The following is a 17,768-nucleotide window of genomic DNA, read 5'->3' on the forward strand; positions in this document are numbered from 1 at the left end:
GTCGTTATGTTGTCTAGTCCGATACGACGCGCGCGCCGTGCACAGGCCCTGTGACGCGCACGACTCGGTGCCGGGCAGCGCTCAGCGCGATCTGCAGTTCGAGCGCCGTGTCGAGGTTCTCGGCAAGAAACGCCACCGTCGGGCCGGATCCCGACACGATCCCCGCGAGCGCGCCGTTCGCCTCGCCGAGTTCGAGGATGCCCGTGAGCGCCGGGTTCAAATGCAGCGCCGGGGCCTGCAGATCGTTGTACAGCGCGTCGGCGAGCACGTGAGAATCGCCCGAGCGCAGCGCCTGCAGCACGGTCGCGTCGACCGTCGGCTGAGTCTGTGCGGGAAAGATGTCTTGAGCATGACGGTCGCGGTGCCGGTCGAGCTCGCGGTAGACCTCGGGGGTGCTCGATCCGAAGTCGGCCAGCGCAAGCACCCAGTTGAACGACCCCTTGGCGAGGGCGGGGCTCAGCTGGTCTCCACGGCCGGTGCCGACGGCTGTTCCACCTGTGAGCGCGAATGGAACATCGGCTCCGAGACGAGACGCGAGGCCGAGGAGCTCGTCGCGACCCAGATCGGTGCCCCACAGAGTGTCGCAGGCCACGAGAGTGGCGGCCGCGTCGGCAGAGCCGCCGCCCATACCACCGGCGATAGGCACATTCTTCTCGATGTCGAGGTGCACGCCGCCCCGGTAGCCCGCTTTGCGTGCCAGCATGCGCGCCGCACGAATGGCGAGGTTCGTACCGTCGACTTCGAGTGCCGAGCAGTCGATGCTGCCCCCGAACGACACAGAGAAGTCGTCCGAGATCGTCGCGCGCACATTCTCGTAGAGCGAGACGGCCTGATAGGCCGTGGCCACATCGTGGTACCCGTCATCCATCACCGCCCCGACCTTGAGAAAGACGTTGATCTTGCCCGGCGCCCGAACGTGCACTGTCGACAGCGCCCTCTGAGTGACCATGCAATCAACCTATACGCAACCGGAGGGGCGATCCGACCGCAGGCTACGCGCGGCCGAGTCCTGCCAGCACCGAGACGAAGTCGGCGAGGAACGCCTGCCGGTCGACATCGAGCACGACCTGCGTGTCGGGCGCCGGTGTCACAGGCCAGCTCACGGGCAGGCCCTCGTGTGTGCGCAGCAGGTGGGCGCGCGTCGCGAAGCCATCGGTCGTGATGTTGACAGGGCCGCTCAGCGACGACGTGATCCACTCGGGCTGCACGAGCAGCGCAGCCGCCAGCCCGTCGTGGGCAGGAGAGACTCGGCGTCCCCACGAGAACTGGTAGAAGTCCATGTAGGCCTCGAGGATGTCGGCCGAGAAGGTTCCCCACTCGGTGCCCGCCCGGTGCAGCGCCTGCACGGCCGCCTCGTCGACGATCGTGCCGGCGGTCACGTTCACACCCACCATCACGAGGTTCGTGCGCGGTGCGGCGAACACGCGGGCTGCGGCCTCGGCGTCGTTGTGGATGTTCGCGTCCACCATCTGCACGGTGCCGAGCGGCGGGAACGGCCCGGAGCCGCCCATGATGACGGTCGACCGGAACAGGGTCAGCAGCTCGGGCTCGATCTCGAGCGCGAGTCCCACGTTGGTGAGCGGGCCGATCGGCAGCAGGTCGTAGTAGCCGGGGCGGGAACGCGCGAGCTCCACCAGCAGCTCAGCTGACGACAGGGGCGACAGGTTCTTCGGCGCCAGCTTCTCGCTGTAGAGGTCTCCGAGGCCATCTCCCCCGTGCACGTGGCCGGCGATGCGTGGCTCGCCGTTGATGGGTCCTGCCGCTCCGCGCGCAACCAGGGTGTCTTCGAGGCCGGCGATCTTCAACACCCGGGCGATGTTCGCAACCGCGTCTTCGACCGGGGTGTTGCCGTAGACGCTCGTGATGGCCGAGATCTCGGCATCATCACGGCCCGCCAGGTAGAGCAGCGCGAGAGCGTCGTCGATTCCGGTATCGGTGTCGACGATGATGTGGCGCACGTCGCTCGGCTCTGCTGCGGTCATACGAGGGTCTCCTTGGGGGTGAGGGCGTGCGTGCGTCGGCGCGTCACCACGACACGCATGATCACGAGAACAACGAGGGTGATGGCGTAGGGCGCCGCATCGGTGAGCTGCTGCGGGGCGCCGATGCCCTGCAGCCGGAAGCCGAGTGCCTCGGCGGCGCCGAAGCCGAGGCAGGCGACCGGCAGCCAGAATGCCTTGTTCGCGACGAGGATGACCGCGGCGACCGCGATCCAGCCTCGGCCAGCGGTCATGTTCTCGGTGAACAGGGTCACGTTGCCGAGAGATAGCTGGGCTCCGGCCAGGCCGCAGAGTCCGCCGCCGAGGATGGTGACCCACGCCTGATACCGGGCGACGCCGATGCCCAGCGTGGCCGCGGCATCCGGATGCTCGCCCACACCGCGCAGGCGCAGCCCGCCGGGCGTGAGCCGCAGCCACAGACCCGCCGCCACGATGAGCACGAACGCCAAGGGCACGAGCACAGACTGCCCGGCGAACACGTCGCCGATCACGGGGATGCCATTCAGGAACGGCATGGTGCCGATGCCGTTGAGGCCCTGCGGCGCGAACGATCCCGAGGTGTCGAAGAGAACGCGCAGCAGAAAGCCGGTGAGTCCGAGCGAGAGCAGGTTCGTGCCGATCGCGATGATGATCGGATCGGCCTTCCAGCGCGCGGCTCCCACCGCGAGGATCACGGAGTAGATGGCGGTCGAGAGCACGGCGACGAGCACACCGGCCCAGGCGTTGCCGGTGTAGTAGCTGCCGGCGACGGCGGCGAACGCGCCCCACAGCATCTGCCCCTCGAGCGCGATGTTGAACACGCCGGCCTGCGCACACAGGGCGCCGGCCAGGGCGGCGAAGAGGATGGGCGTCGCGCTGGTGAGCACGGCCGCGACGAAGCTCCACTCGAAGATGCTCATCAGCTGTCCTTTCCGGCGCCGGCGCGCCGACGATCGAGAACCACGCGAAGCGCGAGGATCACGATGACCACGCCCTGCAGCACGTCGGAGAGCTGGCGGGGAACCTCGGCCGTGCGCTCCATGCTCGCTCCCCCGACCTGAAGGATGGTGAACAGGATGGCGGTGACGGGCACCAGCGCAGGTCGACCCCCGGCGAGCAGCGCCGCAGCGAGACCGGCGAAGGTGTAACCGGGCGAGATGAGCGCCCCGTCGATGAAGCGGTACGGCGACGAGAGCACAATGATCGCGCCGACCAGCCCGGCCACGGCGCCCGCCGATCCCATCGCTCCGATCGCGAGTCGGCCGGGCTTGAGGCCCGCGTACTCGCCGAAGCGGCGGTTGGCTCCCGTGACGCGCAGCTCGAAGCCCACGGCCGAGCGCGAGTCGACGACGTAGAAGATCACCATGACGGCGACCATGAGCGGCAGACCCACCGTGGTGTAGCGCAGGTCTCCGAGGCTCCAGATGTGCGCGTCTTCGGGCAGAACGGGCGTCTGGGCGTTGCCCGATCCCTTCTCGGCGAGGGGAAAGCGCACCAGGTACGAGGCCACGGCCACCGCTACAGGCGAGAGCAGCAGGGTCGAGATGATGATCGGAATGCCGAAGCGTGTGGCGAGCGGCGCCGATACGGCCGCGAAGCCTCCGCTCACGAGCATCGCCGCGATCAGAGCGAACGGCACGGCGATGATTCCGGGCAGGCCGAGCTGGCTGGCCACGACGTAGGCAGTGACGCCTCCGAGAACCAACTGCCCGTTTCCGCCGAGGTTGAACTCGCCCATGCGCAGCGGGATGGCGGCAACGAGTCCCATGCCGCAGATAAATCCCCAGACCGAGAACGTGTAGTCGAGGTTGCGCACATCGAGCGAGCCCTGCAGCACGGCCGCGTAGGCGTCGATCGGGTTGAGCCCGGCCAGCAGAATGACAACGGCCCCGATGAGGATCGCCAGCACGACGGCCCCGATGGGCACCACGGCGGGGTGGCGGGTGAGTCTCGCGATCATGCTGTCCACTCTTCCCCGGCCGCAGCGGCGGCTCCAGCCATGGCCGCACCGATGCGCTCGGCGCTCGCCTGCGACCGGTCGAACTCGGCCACGATCTCGCCGGCGAACATCACGAGCACCCGGTCGGCAAGAGCCAGCAGCTCCGAGATCTCATGCGACACGAGCAGAATTCCGCGACCCGAGGCCCGGTAGTCGAGCAGGCGTCCATGGATGGCCTCGATGGCACCCACGTCGACGCCCTGGGTGGGCTGCTCGGCGATCAGCAGCGGAGCGTCGAACGCGAGCTCTCTGGCGATCACGACCTTCTGCGCGTTGCCGCCGGAGAGCGAACCGACGGGCTGCTTCTCACCCGAGGTGCGGATGTCGTACGACGAGATCTGCTCGCTCGCGCGTGTGCGGGCGGCGGGCAGAGACATCCAGCCCCTGCCGAAGCCTTTCGGCCGGCCGATCGGCGGCTGCCTGTGGTGGCCCAGCGAGAGGTTCTCGGTGATCGACATGGTCACCGCGCTGCCCTCGCCGCGCCTGTCTTCGGGAATCACGGCGAGCCCCGCCGATCGTCGCGCCGCGACGGGCGCGCCCGTGACGTCGTCGCCGCCGAGCAGGATGCGCCCGGCCGAGACGGGCGTCGTGCCCAGAATGGCGGCCACGAGATCGTGCTGGCCGTTGCCCGAGACGCCGGCGATGCCAACGATCTCGCCGCGCCGAACCGCGAGCGAGACGTTGGAGACCCGCTCGACCCGCGCATCCACGACCGAGACGCCCTCGACCTCGAGTACGGTCTCGCCGAGCGTGCCCGTTCCGGGATTGGCGACGACCTCGACCTCGCGGCCGGTCATGGCGCGCACGAGTTCGGCCGAGGTCGTGTCGGCGGTGACGAATCGACCGGAGACCCGGCCGTCGCGCAGCACGGTGACCTCTGTCGACACGTCGAGCACTTCCTGGATCTTGTGGGTGACGAGCACCACTGTGGTACCGCCTTCGGCCGCCCGCCGGATCACCGTGAAGAGCGAGGTGACCTCGGAGGGGGTGAGCACGGCTGTCGGCTCGTCGAGAATGAGGATGCGGGCATCGCGGTGCAGAGCCTTGAGAATCTCGACGCGTTGCCGCGCTCCGGCAGACAGGTCTCCGACCCGGGCTTGCGGATCGGTGTCGAGCCCGTAGCGCTCGGCAAGGCTGCGCACGCGCGCATCGGCTGCGGCACGATCGATGCGTCCGCCCCGGGTGGGCTCGGCACCGAAGACCACGTTCTCGGCCACGGTCATCGAGTCGAAGAGCCTGAAGTGCTGATGCACCATGCCGAGACCGGCAGCGATGGCGTCGAGCGGGCTCTGAAAGGAGCGCGCCTCTCCGTCGACGATGATCTCGCCCGAATCGGGGCGCACCAAGCCGAACAGGATCGACATCAGGGTCGACTTGCCCGCTCCGTTCTCGCCCATCACGGCGTGAACGGTGCCCCGGGCCAGCACGAGGTCGATGCCGTCGTTCGCCACGACGGCATCGAACCTCCTGCTGATCGCTCTCAGCTCTACTGCGGCAGTGCTCATCCGGCGGTGAGGGGATCCTCGACGGTGATCTCACCCGAGACGATCTGGTCGCGAACCGCCTTGACCTTCTCAATGACGTCGGGGTGGTCGGCGATCAGGCACTTCGACGACGCGACGTCGTCTTCGAGCCCGGTGACGCCCACGCCACCCTCGGCGAGGCCGTACGACTTGAAGCCGCCACCGTTGCCCGCGAAGATGTCCTTCACCGCGTTCTCGACCGCGACGTCGACGCGCTTGATCGAGTTGTCGACCACGTTTCCGGGCGACTCGAGGCACTGGTTGGAGTCGACGCCGAAGGCCTTGAAGCTGCCCGCAGCCGCGGCTTCGAACACACCGAGGTTTCCGGCAGAGGCCGCCGCGTTCACGTAGTCGGCACCCGAGTCGGCGATGATCTGGGCCTGCGCCTTGGCGCGGGCCTGGTCACCGAACGGGTTGTCGCCGCCGACGTACTGCTGGGTCGTCTTGACCTCGGGGTTCACGCTCTTGGCTCCCGCGAAGAACGGGTCGATCCAGCGGTGGATGAACGGGGTGTCGAGCGCGCCGATCGCGCCGATGCTGTTCGTCTTGGTGAGCAGGCCCGCCTCGACGCCGACAAGGTAGTTCGACTCGTACTCCTTGAACACGGCCGCCGTCAGGTTGTCGGTGGGCTTCTCCGCCGAGGTGTCGATCAGCAGGAACTGCTGGTCGGGGTTGTCGGCGGCCGCGGCCGTGACCTGGTCGAGAACGCTGAACGAGACGCCGATGATCACGTCGGGCGCGGCACGCACGGCCTCGTCGATGTTCTGCTGGATCGACGCCGGGTCCTTGCTCTCGTAGATGTCGACCTTGGCGCCGTTCGCCTTGCCGGCGGCCTTCGCGCCCTCGACGGCGAGCTTCAGAAAGTTGTTCGACCCGACGGCCGTCGGGGTGATCAGAATGATCGACTTGTCGCCCGACGATTCGTCAGACGACGAGCCTGACGACGAGGAACACGCGGAGACGCCCGCGACGAGCGCGGCCGTGAGGGCGACGGCGCCGATGCGCCGGGTGAGTGTGGACATGGATGTCTCCAGGGTTGCTGTCGGGAGGGGTGCTGTCCAACGCTAGCAAGCGATTCGGCTAGCGATTTCACCCAGCGTCACAGGCGGTAATGACGATTGCTTAGTTCTTCATGGCGGCACGCCCGATGCGGTGGAAATCCTCCATCGTCAGAGCTTCTCCGCGCATGGTGGGCTCGACGCCGGCCCGCTCGAGCACGCCCTGAGCCTGCTGCGTGTCGCCGAACACCGGGATCAGCGACTGCCGCAGCATCTTGCGGCGCTGCTGGAAGGCGGCGTCGACAACCTCGAAGGTGCGCACGCGCACCTCTTCGGTGTCGGGCAGAGCCTCGTGGCGATGGAACGACACAAGCACCGAGTCGACGTTGGGAACGGGCCAGAACACCTGCCTGCTCACGTTTCCGCTCGTCTTCCAGTCGCCGTACCATGCCGCCTTCACGCTCGGGCTGCCATAGATCTTCGATCCCGGAACAGCGGCGAGCCGGTGCCCGACCTCGGCCTGCACCATCACCACCCCCGACTGAATCGACGGGAAGTGCTCGAGAAAGTGCAGCAGTACGGGAACCGAGACGTTGTACGGAAGGTTCGCGACCAGGCGAACCGGCGCATCCGGCAGGCTCTGGATGCTCATGGCATCGTCGCGTACGACCGTCAGGTTGGCGTTCGGCTGTAGCGCCCGAACGGTGTCCGGCAGCTGCGCAGCCAGCCTCTTGTCGATCTCGACGGCCACCACCGATGCGCCGATCTCGAGGATGCCGAGGGTCAGCGATCCGAGGCCCGGCCCGACTTCGACGACGGTCTCCCCCGCCTGCACTCCGGCGACGCGCACGATCCTCCGCACGGTGTTGCCGTCGATCACGAAGTTCTGACCGAGCTTCTTCGTGGGAGTCAGGTCGAGCAATTCGGCGAGGTCGCGGATCTCGGCGGGGCCGAGGAGCTTCGCTTCGGCAGGCTCAGTCATTCGGCGATCACCGGCTCGGAATCCCAGGTGCCGTAGACGAGCTCGGTGTTGGAAGTGATCTGCGCCGCGAGCATCGACACGTCGGTGCCGAGATGCGACGCCATAAAGCGCAGCGTGTACGGCAGCAGATAGGGAGCGTTCGGCCGCCCGCGCAACGGTGTCGGGGTCAAGAACGGCGCATCCGTCTCGACGAGCAGCAGCTGGCGCGGAGCTACCTCGAGCGCGTCGCGCAGGTTCTCGGCGTTCTTGAACGTCACCGTTCCGGCGAACGACATGTACCAGCCGTTGTCGGCGCAGATGCGCGCCATCGCCCCGTCACCCGAGTAGCAGTGGAACACGGTGCGCTCGGGCGCTCCCACCCGCAGCAGCGTCTCGATGACGTCGTCGTGCGCGTCGCGATCGTGAATCTGAAGGGCCAGCCCGTTCTTCTTCGCAATGTCGATGTGCGCCTCGAACGACCTGAACTGAGCGGCGCGGCCCTCCTCCGGTGTGCGAAAGAAGTCGAGCCCGGTCTCTCCGATGGCCCGAACCCGGGGGCGGGTGGCCAGCTCGGCGATCACGGCCAGAGCGTCGTCGAGTTCGCCGGCCGCGTCGTAGCGCGGTGCCTCGTTCGGGTGGATGGCGACGGCCGCCAGCATGCGCGGCTCGCGCGCCGCCTGCTCGGCCGACCAGATGCTCGACTCGATGTCGCCGCCGACCTGCACGACCCCACGCACGCCGACGCTCGACGCACGATCGAGCTGCTCGAGATATCCGAGCACCTCGCGCTCCTCGTTCTCCCCGCTCCCCGAGCCCGTCGAAGGGGGCGGATCGAGATGCGTGTGATTGTCGTACACGCCCACCACGAGGGGCTCGGGCAGCGGCGGATAGCTGTGGTCAGTAGGCACGACTACGCGGCCGACCCGTCGGTCTCACTCGACTCGATGCGCGGGAACAGGGGTTGGAGGGCTGTGACCGTCGTGCCCCCGGCCCAATCGAACGCCGAGCGGATGGGCTGGTCGGAGACCGCGCCTGCACCGTTCAAGGCGGTCCAGAGCTTCGCCGAGGCCTCGGGGATCACGGGCGAGAGCAGCACAGCGAGCGTGCCGATTCCGCGCACCGCCGTGTTCAGCACGGTGCCGAGCCGTTCGCGATTCGCCGGGTCTTTCGACAGAGCCCACGGCTCCTGCAGGGTGATGTATCCGTTCAGCTCGTCGACGAGCTGCCAGATCGAGGCGATGGCCTCGTGGATGGCGAGTCGGGAGATGGCCTCGTCGGCGGCGGCCGTCACCCGCACCTCGGTGTCGCAAATCGCGGTGTCCGGCGCATCCAGAACCCCGGCGTCGGGAATGACGCCGTCGAAATAGCGGATGACCATGGCGATCACGCGCGAGGCGAGGTTGCCGAAGCCGTTGGCGAGCTCGGCCTGGTAGCGGGCCGACAGATCCTCCCAGCTGAACGAGCCGTCCTGGCCGAAGTTGATCGCGCGCAGGAAGTAGTAGCGGAACGCGTCCGAGCCGAAGGTGTCGGTGATCTGGTTCGGAGCGATGCCCGTGAGCTTCGACTTCGACATCTTCTCGCCGCCGACGAGCAGCCAGCCGTGGCCGAAGACCTGCTTCGGAACCTCGAGTCCGGCGGCCATGAGCATGGCGGGCCAGATGACGGCGTGGAAGCGGGCGATGTCTTTTCCGACGATGTGCGTGGCGGGCCAGCGACGGGCGAACGCCTCGTCGTCGTGGCCGTAGCCCGCGGCGGTGATGTAGTTGAGCAGGGCGTCGAACCACACGTAGACCACGTGCGACTCGTCCCACGGAACCTTGATTCCCCAGTCGAACGTCTGGCGCGAGATCGACAGGTCGGTGAGTCCACGCCGCACGAACGACACGATCTCGTTGCGCACGCTCTCGGGCTGAATGAAGTTCGGGTTCTCTTCGTAGAGGTCGAGCAGCCGCTGGCTGAAGTCACTCATGCGGAAGAAGTAGTTGCGCTCCTTCAGCAGTTCCACGGGCTTCGAGTGGATCGCACAGACCTTCTGGCCCTCGTAGGCACCGGTGCCGTCGACGAGGTCGCTGTCGGCCTTGTACTCCTCGCAGCCCACGCAGTAGTAGCCCTCGTACTCGCCGGTGTAGATGTACCCGGCGTCGAAGAGGCGCTGCAGGAAGAGCTGCACGTTGACCTCGTGACGCTCATCGGTGGTGCGGATGAAGTCGTCATTCGAGATGTCGATGGTCTTGAGAAGGGGCTGCCACGCCGACTCGACGAGGCGGTCAGCCCACTCCTTCGGCGTGACGCCGTTGGCGATGGCGGTGCGCAGAATCTTCTGACCGTGCTCGTCGGTTCCGGTGAGGAACCAGGTGTCGTCACCCGCCTGGCGGTGCCAGCGCGCGAGAACATCGGCGGCCACCTCTGTATAGGCGTGCCCGATGTGGGGCACGTCATTCACATAGAAAATAGGCGTGGTGATATAAAACGAGGAGCCGTCGGACATGCTCCCCATCATAAAGGCGCGGCTCGCCCGCGCTTCCCCTGTTACGCGCTACAGCAGCGGCAGCTGCGCCTGCTCGTTAGCCGGTGTGCGCCCCGTGCGCTGCTCCAGCGCCGCCTCGTACAGGTCGCGCCGCGACAGCCCGGTCGCCTCGGCGATGGCGGCCGACGCATCCTTCAACCTCGTGCCGTCGGCCACGAGCTCGAGCACCTGCGCGACCCCTGTGGCCAGGTCGACCTCCAACGGCTGCGCACCCGCCACCACGATCACGATCTCGCCCTTGACGCCGGCCTCGGCCCATTCCACCAATTCGGATGCCGTGCCACGCTTCACCTGCTCGTACAGTTTCGTGAGCTCCCGCGCCACGGCCACGCGGCGGTCGGCGCCCAGCGCGCTCGCGATGTCGGCGAGAGATGCGGCGATGCGATTGGGCGACTCGAAGAACACCATCGTGCGTGGCTCCCTCGCCAGCGCCCCCAGAACCTGCAGCCTCTCCCCCTGCTTGCGCGGCAGAAATCCTTCGAAGGTGAAGCGGTCTGTGGGCAGGCCCGAGACCGCGAGCGCCATGAGCACCGCCGACGGCCCGGGGATCGCGGTGACCTCGACGCCCGCGGCCACGGCGGCGGCCACGAGATGGAACCCGGGGTCCGACACGGTCGGCATGCCGGCGTCGCTCATCACGACGAGATCGGCAGTGCGCGCGAACTCCACGAGCTCCGCCGCCTTCTCGCGTTCGTTGTGGTCGTGCAGCGCCACCAGCCGCGGCCGGTTCTCGAGATTCAGCGCACGCAGCAGCTTGATCGCGACGCGCGTGTCTTCGGCGGCGATGAGTTCGCAGGCCTCGAGCGTCTCGACGAGCCGCACCGACGCATCCTTCAGATTGCCGATGGGCGTGCCCGCGAGGATGATCATTGCCTAAGAGTATCGAGCAGTCGCGAAGCAAGGAGTGGGCATGGGATTCGGCCGACTCCTCGGCACCCTCTGGCGCAGCAAAGTCGTGCGGTTCGGCGCCCTGGGTGTGGCGAACAACCTTCTGGCGTATGCACTCTTCGCGATCATGACGATTGCGGGCGTTCCCGCCATCGCGGCGGCCAGCATCACCTACGCGCTGGGCATGATCGTGAGCTACGTGGGTAACCGCTCGTTCACGTTCGCCCATGCGGGCAGCGCACGACGCTCCCTGGTGAGGTTCCTCGTCGTCAATGCGGTCGGCTATGGCATCAACGTGGCCATCCTCGCCGTCTTCGTCGAGCATCTGGGCTTCGATCCGCTCATCGTGCAGTTCGTGGCGATCGTGCTCGTGGCCAGCTTCATCTTCGTGTCGATGCGCTTCTGGGTGTTCGCTGACGACGAGCCGCGTACGAAGAAGCCTTTACGATGGGGCACGTGACCGACCTGCAGAGCCCTCCTGTTCTCGCGCCCGAGCCGACCGGTTCGCGACTCGACGACTGGTGGGGACGCATGCTCTCCACACCCGGTCGGCAGCGCCTCTGGGCGTGGGGCGGCCCGATAGCCGTCACCCTCCTCGGCGCCATCCTGCGCCTGGTCAACCTCGGGCACCCGCACTCGCTGGTCTTCGACGAGACGTTCTATGTCAAAGACGCTTACACGACTCTGCGCAACGGCTACGAGTCGACCTGGCCGGCCGACGCAGACGAGGCATTCAACGCGGGCGACACAGACGGATTTCTGCAACAGGGATCGTTCGCCGTTCACCCGCCTCTCGGCAAGTGGGTGATCGCACTCGGCCTGGCTGTCTTCGGTGCCGACTCGAGCGTTGGCTGGCGCATCTCGGTGGCAATCTGCGGAATTCTCCTGGTTCTGCTCACCACTCTTGTGGCCAAGAAGCTCTTCCGCTCCACGTTCCTCGCCACGGTCGCGGGGTTCCTCATCGCGATCGACGGCCACGCCATCGTCATGAGCCGTGTCGCACTGCTCGATGGCATCTTCGCCCTCATCGCCCTTGCCGGCGTGGGTGCGGTGCTCATGGATCGCGAATGGCACGCGAGGCGACTCGACGAGAAGCTCATGACGGCCGAGAAACACGGTCGGGTTGCTCGGTGGGGACCGGCGCTCTGGTGGCGTCCGTGGGTGCTGGCCGCAGGCATCCTGTTCGGTCTGGCGTCGAGCGTCAAGTGGTCTGGACTGTATTTTCTTGCCGCGTTCGCCGTCTATCTGGTGGTCGTCGACGCCCTCGCTCGTCGCCGTGCGGGCCTGCCGTTGTGGGCCGCGGGCGCAATTCTCAAACAGGGGCCGGTCACCTTCCTGCTCACCGTTCCGATCGCGATCGTCGTCTACCTCTCGACCTGGTCGGGATGGTTCCTCACCTCGGGCGGAATGTACCGGCAGTGGGTGCAGACCTCGGGCGAACACTGGACCGGGTTGCTCGCCTGGGTGCCCAACTGGGCCCAGAACTTCTGGCACCTCGAGGCGGCCGTCTACAACTACCACGTCAACGAGCACACGCCGCATCCCTATCAGGCGAATCCGCTCACGTGGCTGTTCCTGATCCGGCCCACGCAGATGTACATCCGCACGATCGACAACGGTCAGGGCGGCTGCGGCGCTGACACCTGCTACGAGAACATCACCTCGATCGCCAACCCCATCATCTGGTGGGCAGGCACGGCGGCACTGCTCTATCTGGTCTACCGCCTGATCCGCAAGCGCGAATGGGTCGTCGGCTTCATCCTCATGGGGATGGTCGCGGGCTACCTGCCGTGGCTGCTGTACATCAACCGCACGATCTACCAGTTCTACACGATCGCGTTCGAGCCCTATCTGATCCTCGGGCTCGTCTTCGTGATCGGGCTGGCGTTGGGCAAACGCACCGATCCCCGATGGATGCGTGTGGGCGGCGTGCGCGCGGTCATCGCGTTCCTCGTCATCTGCGCCGCGGTCAGCGCCTTCTTCTATCCGGTCTGGACCGCGCAGTCCGTTCCCGGATGGTTCCTCTCGCTGCACTACTGGCTGCCCAGTTGGCGATGACTCGGTCAACGCTTCCTGACTGGCTTCCGGGCATGCTGGTCGCCGCCTGCGCCGCGGGCATTGCGTTCCTGTTGCACCTCGCGTTTCCCGTCCTCCCGCTTCTCACTGTTGCGGTGGCCCTCGGCATGATCGTCGCTCAGATTCCGGCGCTGCGCCCCCTGCTCGACGGCCCGCTGAAGGCAGGACTCTCACTCTCGGCCCGACGCCTGCTGCGCATCGGCATCGTTCTTCTTGGTCTCAAATTGAGCCTCGTTGACATCGCCGGCCTCGGCGTCGTGACGATCATCGCGATCGTTCTCGTGGTTATCCTCACGTTCGGCGTCACCCTGCTCCTCGGCCGGATGCTCGGCCTACCCGGCTACCAGCCGCTGCTCATTGCCGCGGGTTTCTCGATCTGCGGCGCATCCGCCGTGGGCGCCATGAGCGCGGTCACCCGCGCGAAGGATTCGGAGAGCGCGACCCCGATCGCACTCGTGACGCTGTGCGGCACCCTGGCAATCGCGCTGCTCCCCCTCGCCCGCATCCCGCTCGGCTTCGACGCCGCGGAGTTCGGCACCTGGGTCGGCCTCAGCGTGCACGACGTGGGTCAGGTCGTCGCGACAGCCCAGATCGCCGGGCCCGTCGCCCTGGCCGCTGCCGTGGTCGTCAAGCTCACCCGCGTTCTGACGCTCGCCCCGATGGTGGCGATCGTGGGAGCGGTCGAGCGACGCCGTACCCCGCTTTCCTCCTCCTCGGCCGTTGACGCAGGCACGACGAAGCGCCCGCCCATCGTTCCCCTGTTCGTGCTCGGCTTCCTGGCCGCCGTGCTCGTGCGCACAGTCGTCCCGCTTCCGGGCGGGGTGCTCGAGGTGGCCGACGTTCTGCAAACGGCCCTTCTCGCCACCGCCCTGTTCGCGCTCGGCACGGGCATCCGGTTCACAGAGCTGGCGCGCACGGGCTGGAAGGCCCTGATCGTGGGCCTCGGCTCGTGGGTGTTCATCGCGGCGCTCTCGGTGGTCGCCGTGTGGGTGACAACTCGCTCCTGACATCGTCATGGGTAGCCTGAAGTGATGACACAACGCAACGGACAAGAAAGAACCCGCCTCAGTCGTGCCCTTGCCGGAGCCGCCACGGGGCTCCTGATCGTGGCGCTCAGCGCGTGTTCGACCGGCGACGATGCCGGGGAGCCGACTGCCGCCGCTCGTGGTGGGAGTCTGGATGTCGCCGTCTCCCAGACCTGTACGGAGAACTCGGAGTCCCAGTGCACGCTCGTCAACGGAGAGTATGTTTTGGTCATCCCCTCGGACTTCACACGAGCCGGCGTCGACTCCGCAGCTGTCGCCAGCAATAACCAGAGCGATCTTGTCGACGTTCGATTCGACGCAGACGGGGCAGCGGTACTTCAGTCCGCATCGGCCGCGGTTGCAAGCGCCGGGTCCGATGCTCGACTCGTTCTTCGGGCAGATAACCAGGTCTTCGCTGCCCTCACAGTTCCCGAGGCTCTGGAAGGCGACGAGGTGCAGATCGCTCCTTCTTCGACTGTCAGTGCGGAACAACTGGTCGAACTCATCGGATCCAACTGACCGCAGATCGATAACGTAGGGCGCATGCTTACCAACGACTACGACAGTTTCGCCGAGGCGTACGCAGCCGCGAACGAGAGCAACTTCGCCAATGCTCACTACGAGCGGCCCGCGGTGCTCGCACTGGCTGGCGACGTGAGCGGCCACAACATCCTCGACGCAGGATGTGGGGCGGGCCCCCTGACTGCTGCGCTCCGCGATCGGGGAGCCACGGTGACAGGACTGGATCTCAGCGCCGAGATGATAGCGCTGGCCCGGCGCAGACTCGGAGAGGATGCGGACCTGCGCGTGGGCGACATCAGCGACCCACTGCCGTTCGCCGACGCGTCATTCGACGAGGTGACCGCGTCGCTCGTCTTGCATTACTTGGAGGACTGGGGTCCTACCCTCACCGAGTTCCGAAGGATTCTCCGGCCGGGCGGACGTCTGATCGCATCGGTAGATCATCCGTTCGTCGCGTACACGTTCCGGCAGCCGTGGCCCGACTACTTCACCCCTGACACCTACACGTTCACCTGGACGATCGGTGAGCACTCCGCACCCATGAAGTTCTGGCGAAAGTCCTTGGGAGCGATGACCGAAGCGTTCACGGATGCCGGGTTCCGGCTCTCCGTCATCAGCGAGCCTCAGCCCGACCCGGCCTCGCGTGAGTTGTTCCCGGATGACTTCGAGCGGCAGGCCACGACGCCCGGTTTTCTGTTCTTTGTCGTGGAGGTACCGATCCCATCGGCGCTCCCGGTCAGTGCAACACCTTGAGCCCCACGACGCAGGCCACGATGCCGATCACGAGAAGCAGCTTCACGAGCGACACTCCCTCTCCCCCGAAGAACATCGCGTAGCCCACCGTGAGGGCTGCGCCGATGCCGACCCACACGGCATAGGACGTGCCGACAGGGATGTCGCGCATCGCATATGCGAGGCCGAGCATGCTGAGAATGAGGGCGACGACGAAAGTGAGCGTCGGCCAGAGCTTCGTGAAGCCCTCCGACTTTCCGAGGGCGGTCGCCCACACGGCCTCGAGAATTCCGGAGATGACAAGGATGATCCAAGACATGACTGTTCCACTCCTTAGTGGTGGTCAGTCTTGTCGCGTTCCGGGTACTGCGCCCTCGTCCGGTGGCCATCGTTCCGGGCCATCACAAGAGACTTTCACGGCATCCTGCGAATTCTGTGTGCAGCGCCGATGCCGCCGCTCACGCGAACGTCTGGTGACCCACCACCTGCAACAGGGCGAGCTTCTCGGCCGCCTCGGTTCCGGGCGACGCCGTGAGCACGAGCAGCGCCTGAGACAGGTTCTCGGTGAAGAGCGCCTGGCAGTCGACCTCGATCTCGCCGATTTCCGGGTGCACGAGAGTCTTGTGGTCGTCGAAGCGGTTACGCACCTCGTGCAGTTCCCAGATCGTCGCGAACTTCTCGCTCGTCGACAGCAGCTCGGAGACGATCGCCCGGCCGCGCTCGGAGCCGCCCGACGCCGACACAGATGCGCGCAGGGCGGCGACCTGGATGCGGCTCTGATGGTCGTGGTCGCGCTGCGGATACCGGCTGCGCGCCCCGGGGTCGGTGAACCAGCGGTAGACGGCGCTCGCGGCAAGGCCGGTGAACCGCGTCTCGTCGCCGAGCAGCGCGGTCGCCATCGCGTTCTGCGCGAGCGTCTCGCCCAGGTCTGAGAGCACGAGCGCGGGAGTGTCGTCGAGCCGGTCGAGAACACGCATCAGGGCGGGCGCGACATGGTGCGTCGCGAGTGCCCGCCGCGGCGCGTTGTGTCCGGTCAGCCGGAACAGGTGGTCGCGCTCGTCGGGAGTCAGGCGCAGTCCGCGGGCGATCGCGGCCACCATCTGCTCCGAGGGCTGCGGGCCGCGCTGCTGCTCGAGTCGCGAGTAGTAGTCGGTCGACATGCCCACCAGGAGGGCGACCTCCTCACGCTTCAGACCGGGAGTGCGGCGTCGCGATCCGTCGAGCAGTCCGACGTCACGCGGTTTCAGCGCCTCGCGGCGACGCCGGAGAAAGTCTGCGAGAGCGGGTCTGTCCATGTGTCCATCGTGGCGGTGCGCGGCCGACGCAACAAGGGACTGCGAATCCGTGGACAAGCGCTCCCTTCTGCGCCGTGCGCGATCGGTGTTGAGTCGAGCCATGAACATCACCGGAAACACCATTTTCATCCCCGGCGCAACGTCGGGACTCGGACTCGGCCTGGCCCTGCGCTTTCAGGCAGCCGGCAACCATGTGATCGTCGGCGGGCGCCGCACCGAGCTGCTCGACCGCATCGCCACCGAGCACCCCGGAATCGACGCCGTGCAGATCGACACCGCCGACCCCTCCTCCATCGAGAAGGCCACGCAGCAGGTCGTCGCCGAGCACCCCGAACTCGACACCGTGATTCTGATGGCCGGAATCATGGAGTTCGAAGACCTGCACACGGCCGACTTCCTCGAGACCGCCGAGCGCACCATCGCCACGAACCTGCTCGGTCCGATCCGGCTCATCGCGGCACTCGTGCCGCACCTGTCGAGCCGCCCGTCGGCCACGATCATGACGGTCTCCTCCGGCCTCGCCTTCGTGCCGCTGCCGGCCACGCCCACCTACAGCGCGACCAAGGCCGCCATCCATTCGTTCTCGCAGAGCCTGCGCGTGCAGCTGGCCGACACGAGCATCCAGGTACTGGAACTCGCCCCGCCCGCGGTCGCCACGACCCTGCTCGGCCAAGAGAACGATCCCCACGCGATGCCGGTCGACGAGTTCCTCGACGAGACCATGTCCATCCTCGAGGCGAATCCGGATGCGACGGAGATTCTCGTAGACCGCGTGCGGTTCCTGAGATTCGCCGAGGCCGAGGCCGTTTCGACAACGTTCTCGCCCTGCTCAGCGGTCGTGTTTGACCGCGGAGAATGGGTCCGGGAACGTCTCGCTGACAGCGAAACGGGCACTAGATGCTCCGGCGGAGGCGAAGAAGAACGACGTGAACCAGAAGAAGATCTGGGTCGTCGCGGTCAGCACATCCAGGCTGAACAGCACAGCTGCCACCGCGAGCAACAACGGGCAGAGCGAATCGCCGATCACGAACGACCGCGCCGATCAAGCCTCATAACAAGGAGAGCGCTCCCCGTCTTGAGCACAGAGACAACTCGATAGTGGGAGTGAAGGACGGGTCGGGAAAAGTGTGGACGATTCGTCGACACGCAACATAGCCGACTAGCTTCATCCAGGTCTTACGGGTGTCTCATAGCTAAATAACACGTTCCTGAGTTTTCGGCAGATGGTTGTGACAGAGGTAAG

18 protein-coding genes and 1 riboswitch are annotated in these 17,768 nt (G+C 66.7%); of the genes, 6 read left to right on the forward strand and 12 right to left on the reverse strand.

Annotated features, from left to right (window positions below; all coding sequences use genetic code 11):
- Nucleotides 1-13: 13 nt before the first annotated feature.
- The 10 genes from TZ00_RS03210 to rsmI form a co-directional block, all read right to left on the reverse strand.
- On the reverse strand, nucleotides 14-949 hold the full coding sequence (locus TZ00_RS03210; RefSeq protein WP_044439120.1) for a 4-(cytidine 5'-diphospho)-2-C-methyl-D-erythritol kinase: 936 nt from the start codon (nucleotides 947-949) through the stop codon (nucleotides 14-16).
- Nucleotides 950-992: 43 nt separating this feature from the next.
- Nucleotides 993-1,982 carry a nucleoside hydrolase gene (locus tag TZ00_RS03215; RefSeq protein WP_052521231.1) on the reverse strand — a complete coding sequence of 330 codons (990 nt, stop codon included), beginning with the start codon at nucleotides 1,980-1,982 and terminating at the stop codon, nucleotides 993-995.
- Nucleotides 1,979-2,899, reverse strand: coding sequence for an ABC transporter permease (locus tag TZ00_RS03220; protein WP_052521232.1), 921 nt, complete (start codon nucleotides 2,897-2,899; stop codon nucleotides 1,979-1,981). Before TZ00_RS03220 ends, TZ00_RS03215 begins: the two co-directional genes overlap by 4 nt.
- Nucleotides 2,899-3,939, reverse strand: a complete 1,041-nt coding sequence (locus TZ00_RS03225) for an ABC transporter permease (RefSeq protein WP_044439121.1) — start codon at nucleotides 3,937-3,939, stop codon at nucleotides 2,899-2,901. Before TZ00_RS03225 ends, TZ00_RS03220 begins: the two co-directional genes overlap by 1 nt.
- A complete protein-coding gene (locus TZ00_RS03230; protein WP_044439122.1) occupies nucleotides 3,936-5,483 on the reverse strand; it encodes an ABC transporter ATP-binding protein in 1,548 nt (515 codons plus the stop codon). The genes TZ00_RS03225 and TZ00_RS03230 overlap by 4 nt, the downstream gene beginning before the upstream one ends.
- Nucleotides 5,480-6,523 carry a BMP family ABC transporter substrate-binding protein gene (locus tag TZ00_RS03235; RefSeq protein WP_044439123.1) on the reverse strand — a complete coding sequence of 348 codons (1,044 nt, stop codon included), beginning with the start codon at nucleotides 6,521-6,523 and terminating at the stop codon, nucleotides 5,480-5,482. The genes TZ00_RS03230 and TZ00_RS03235 overlap by 4 nt, the downstream gene beginning before the upstream one ends.
- A gap of 100 nt (nucleotides 6,524-6,623) precedes the next feature.
- Entirely contained in the window at nucleotides 6,624-7,481 is an 858-nt protein-coding gene (gene rsmA, locus TZ00_RS03240) for a 16S rRNA (adenine(1518)-N(6)/adenine(1519)-N(6))-dimethyltransferase RsmA (RefSeq protein ID WP_044439124.1), read from the reverse strand.
- Entirely contained in the window at nucleotides 7,478-8,368 is an 891-nt protein-coding gene (locus TZ00_RS03245; RefSeq protein ID WP_044439125.1) for a TatD family hydrolase, read from the reverse strand. The genes rsmA and TZ00_RS03245 overlap by 4 nt, the downstream gene beginning before the upstream one ends.
- 2 nt (nucleotides 8,369-8,370) lie before the next feature.
- Nucleotides 8,371-9,948, reverse strand: coding sequence for a methionine--tRNA ligase (gene metG / locus TZ00_RS03250; protein WP_044439126.1), 1,578 nt, complete (start codon nucleotides 9,946-9,948; stop codon nucleotides 8,371-8,373).
- 48 nt (nucleotides 9,949-9,996) lie between these two features.
- The gene (gene rsmI / locus TZ00_RS03255; RefSeq protein ID WP_044439127.1) at nucleotides 9,997-10,857 is read right to left on the reverse strand and encodes a 16S rRNA (cytidine(1402)-2'-O)-methyltransferase; all 861 of its coding nucleotides are present in this window, start codon (nucleotides 10,855-10,857) and stop codon (nucleotides 9,997-9,999) included.
- Nucleotides 10,858-10,897: 40 nt separating this feature from the next.
- Here rsmI and TZ00_RS03260 point away from each other — a divergent pair, with 40 nt between their 5' ends.
- The 5 genes from TZ00_RS03260 to TZ00_RS03280 are packed head-to-tail and all read left to right on the forward strand — an operon-like array spanning nucleotide 10,898 to nucleotide 15,251.
- Nucleotides 10,898-11,335, forward strand: a complete 438-nt coding sequence (locus TZ00_RS03260; RefSeq protein ID WP_044439128.1) for a GtrA family protein — start codon at nucleotides 10,898-10,900, stop codon at nucleotides 11,333-11,335.
- The gene (locus tag TZ00_RS03265) at nucleotides 11,332-12,933 is read left to right on the forward strand and encodes a dolichyl-phosphate-mannose--protein mannosyltransferase (RefSeq protein ID WP_238579550.1); all 1,602 of its coding nucleotides are present in this window, start codon (nucleotides 11,332-11,334) and stop codon (nucleotides 12,931-12,933) included. Before TZ00_RS03260 ends, TZ00_RS03265 begins: the two co-directional genes overlap by 4 nt.
- Complete coding sequence (locus TZ00_RS03270) at nucleotides 12,930-13,958, forward strand: YeiH family protein (protein WP_044439130.1); 1,029 nt, start codon at nucleotides 12,930-12,932, stop codon at nucleotides 13,956-13,958. The genes TZ00_RS03265 and TZ00_RS03270 overlap by 4 nt, the downstream gene beginning before the upstream one ends.
- Before the next feature lie 24 nt (nucleotides 13,959-13,982).
- Complete coding sequence (locus TZ00_RS03275; RefSeq protein ID WP_044439131.1) at nucleotides 13,983-14,495, forward strand: hypothetical protein; 513 nt, start codon at nucleotides 13,983-13,985, stop codon at nucleotides 14,493-14,495.
- Between the two features lie 24 nt (nucleotides 14,496-14,519).
- On the forward strand, nucleotides 14,520-15,251 hold the full coding sequence (locus TZ00_RS03280) for a class I SAM-dependent methyltransferase (protein ID WP_044439132.1): 732 nt from the start codon (nucleotides 14,520-14,522) through the stop codon (nucleotides 15,249-15,251).
- On the opposite strand, the gene TZ00_RS03285 is transcribed toward TZ00_RS03280, so the two are convergent.
- Together TZ00_RS03285 and TZ00_RS03290 are read right to left on the reverse strand one after the other, a co-directional pair.
- Nucleotides 15,235-15,549 (reverse strand): DMT family transporter, encoded by a 315-nt coding sequence (locus tag TZ00_RS03285; protein ID WP_044439133.1) that lies wholly within the window; start codon nucleotides 15,547-15,549, stop codon nucleotides 15,235-15,237. The genes TZ00_RS03280 and TZ00_RS03285 overlap by 17 nt on opposite strands.
- A gap of 19 nt (nucleotides 15,550-15,568) precedes the next feature.
- Nucleotides 15,569-15,634, reverse strand: a riboswitch (guanidine-III (ykkC-III) riboswitch).
- A 54-nt stretch (nucleotides 15,635-15,688) separates the two neighbouring features.
- Entirely contained in the window at nucleotides 15,689-16,525 is an 837-nt protein-coding gene (locus TZ00_RS03290) for a helix-turn-helix transcriptional regulator (protein ID WP_044439134.1), read from the reverse strand.
- Nucleotides 16,526-16,625: 100 nt separating this feature from the next.
- Between TZ00_RS03290 and TZ00_RS03295 the strand changes: the two genes are divergently transcribed.
- Nucleotides 16,626-17,624, forward strand: coding sequence for an SDR family oxidoreductase (locus TZ00_RS03295; protein WP_084605875.1), 999 nt, complete (start codon nucleotides 16,626-16,628; stop codon nucleotides 17,622-17,624).
- Nucleotides 17,625-17,768 lie beyond the last annotated feature (144 nt).

It is taken from the genome of Agreia bicolorata (assembly GCF_000938265.1).
In the GTDB taxonomy this organism is placed as follows: Bacteria; Actinomycetota; Actinomycetes; order Actinomycetales; family Microbacteriaceae; genus Agreia; species Agreia bicolorata.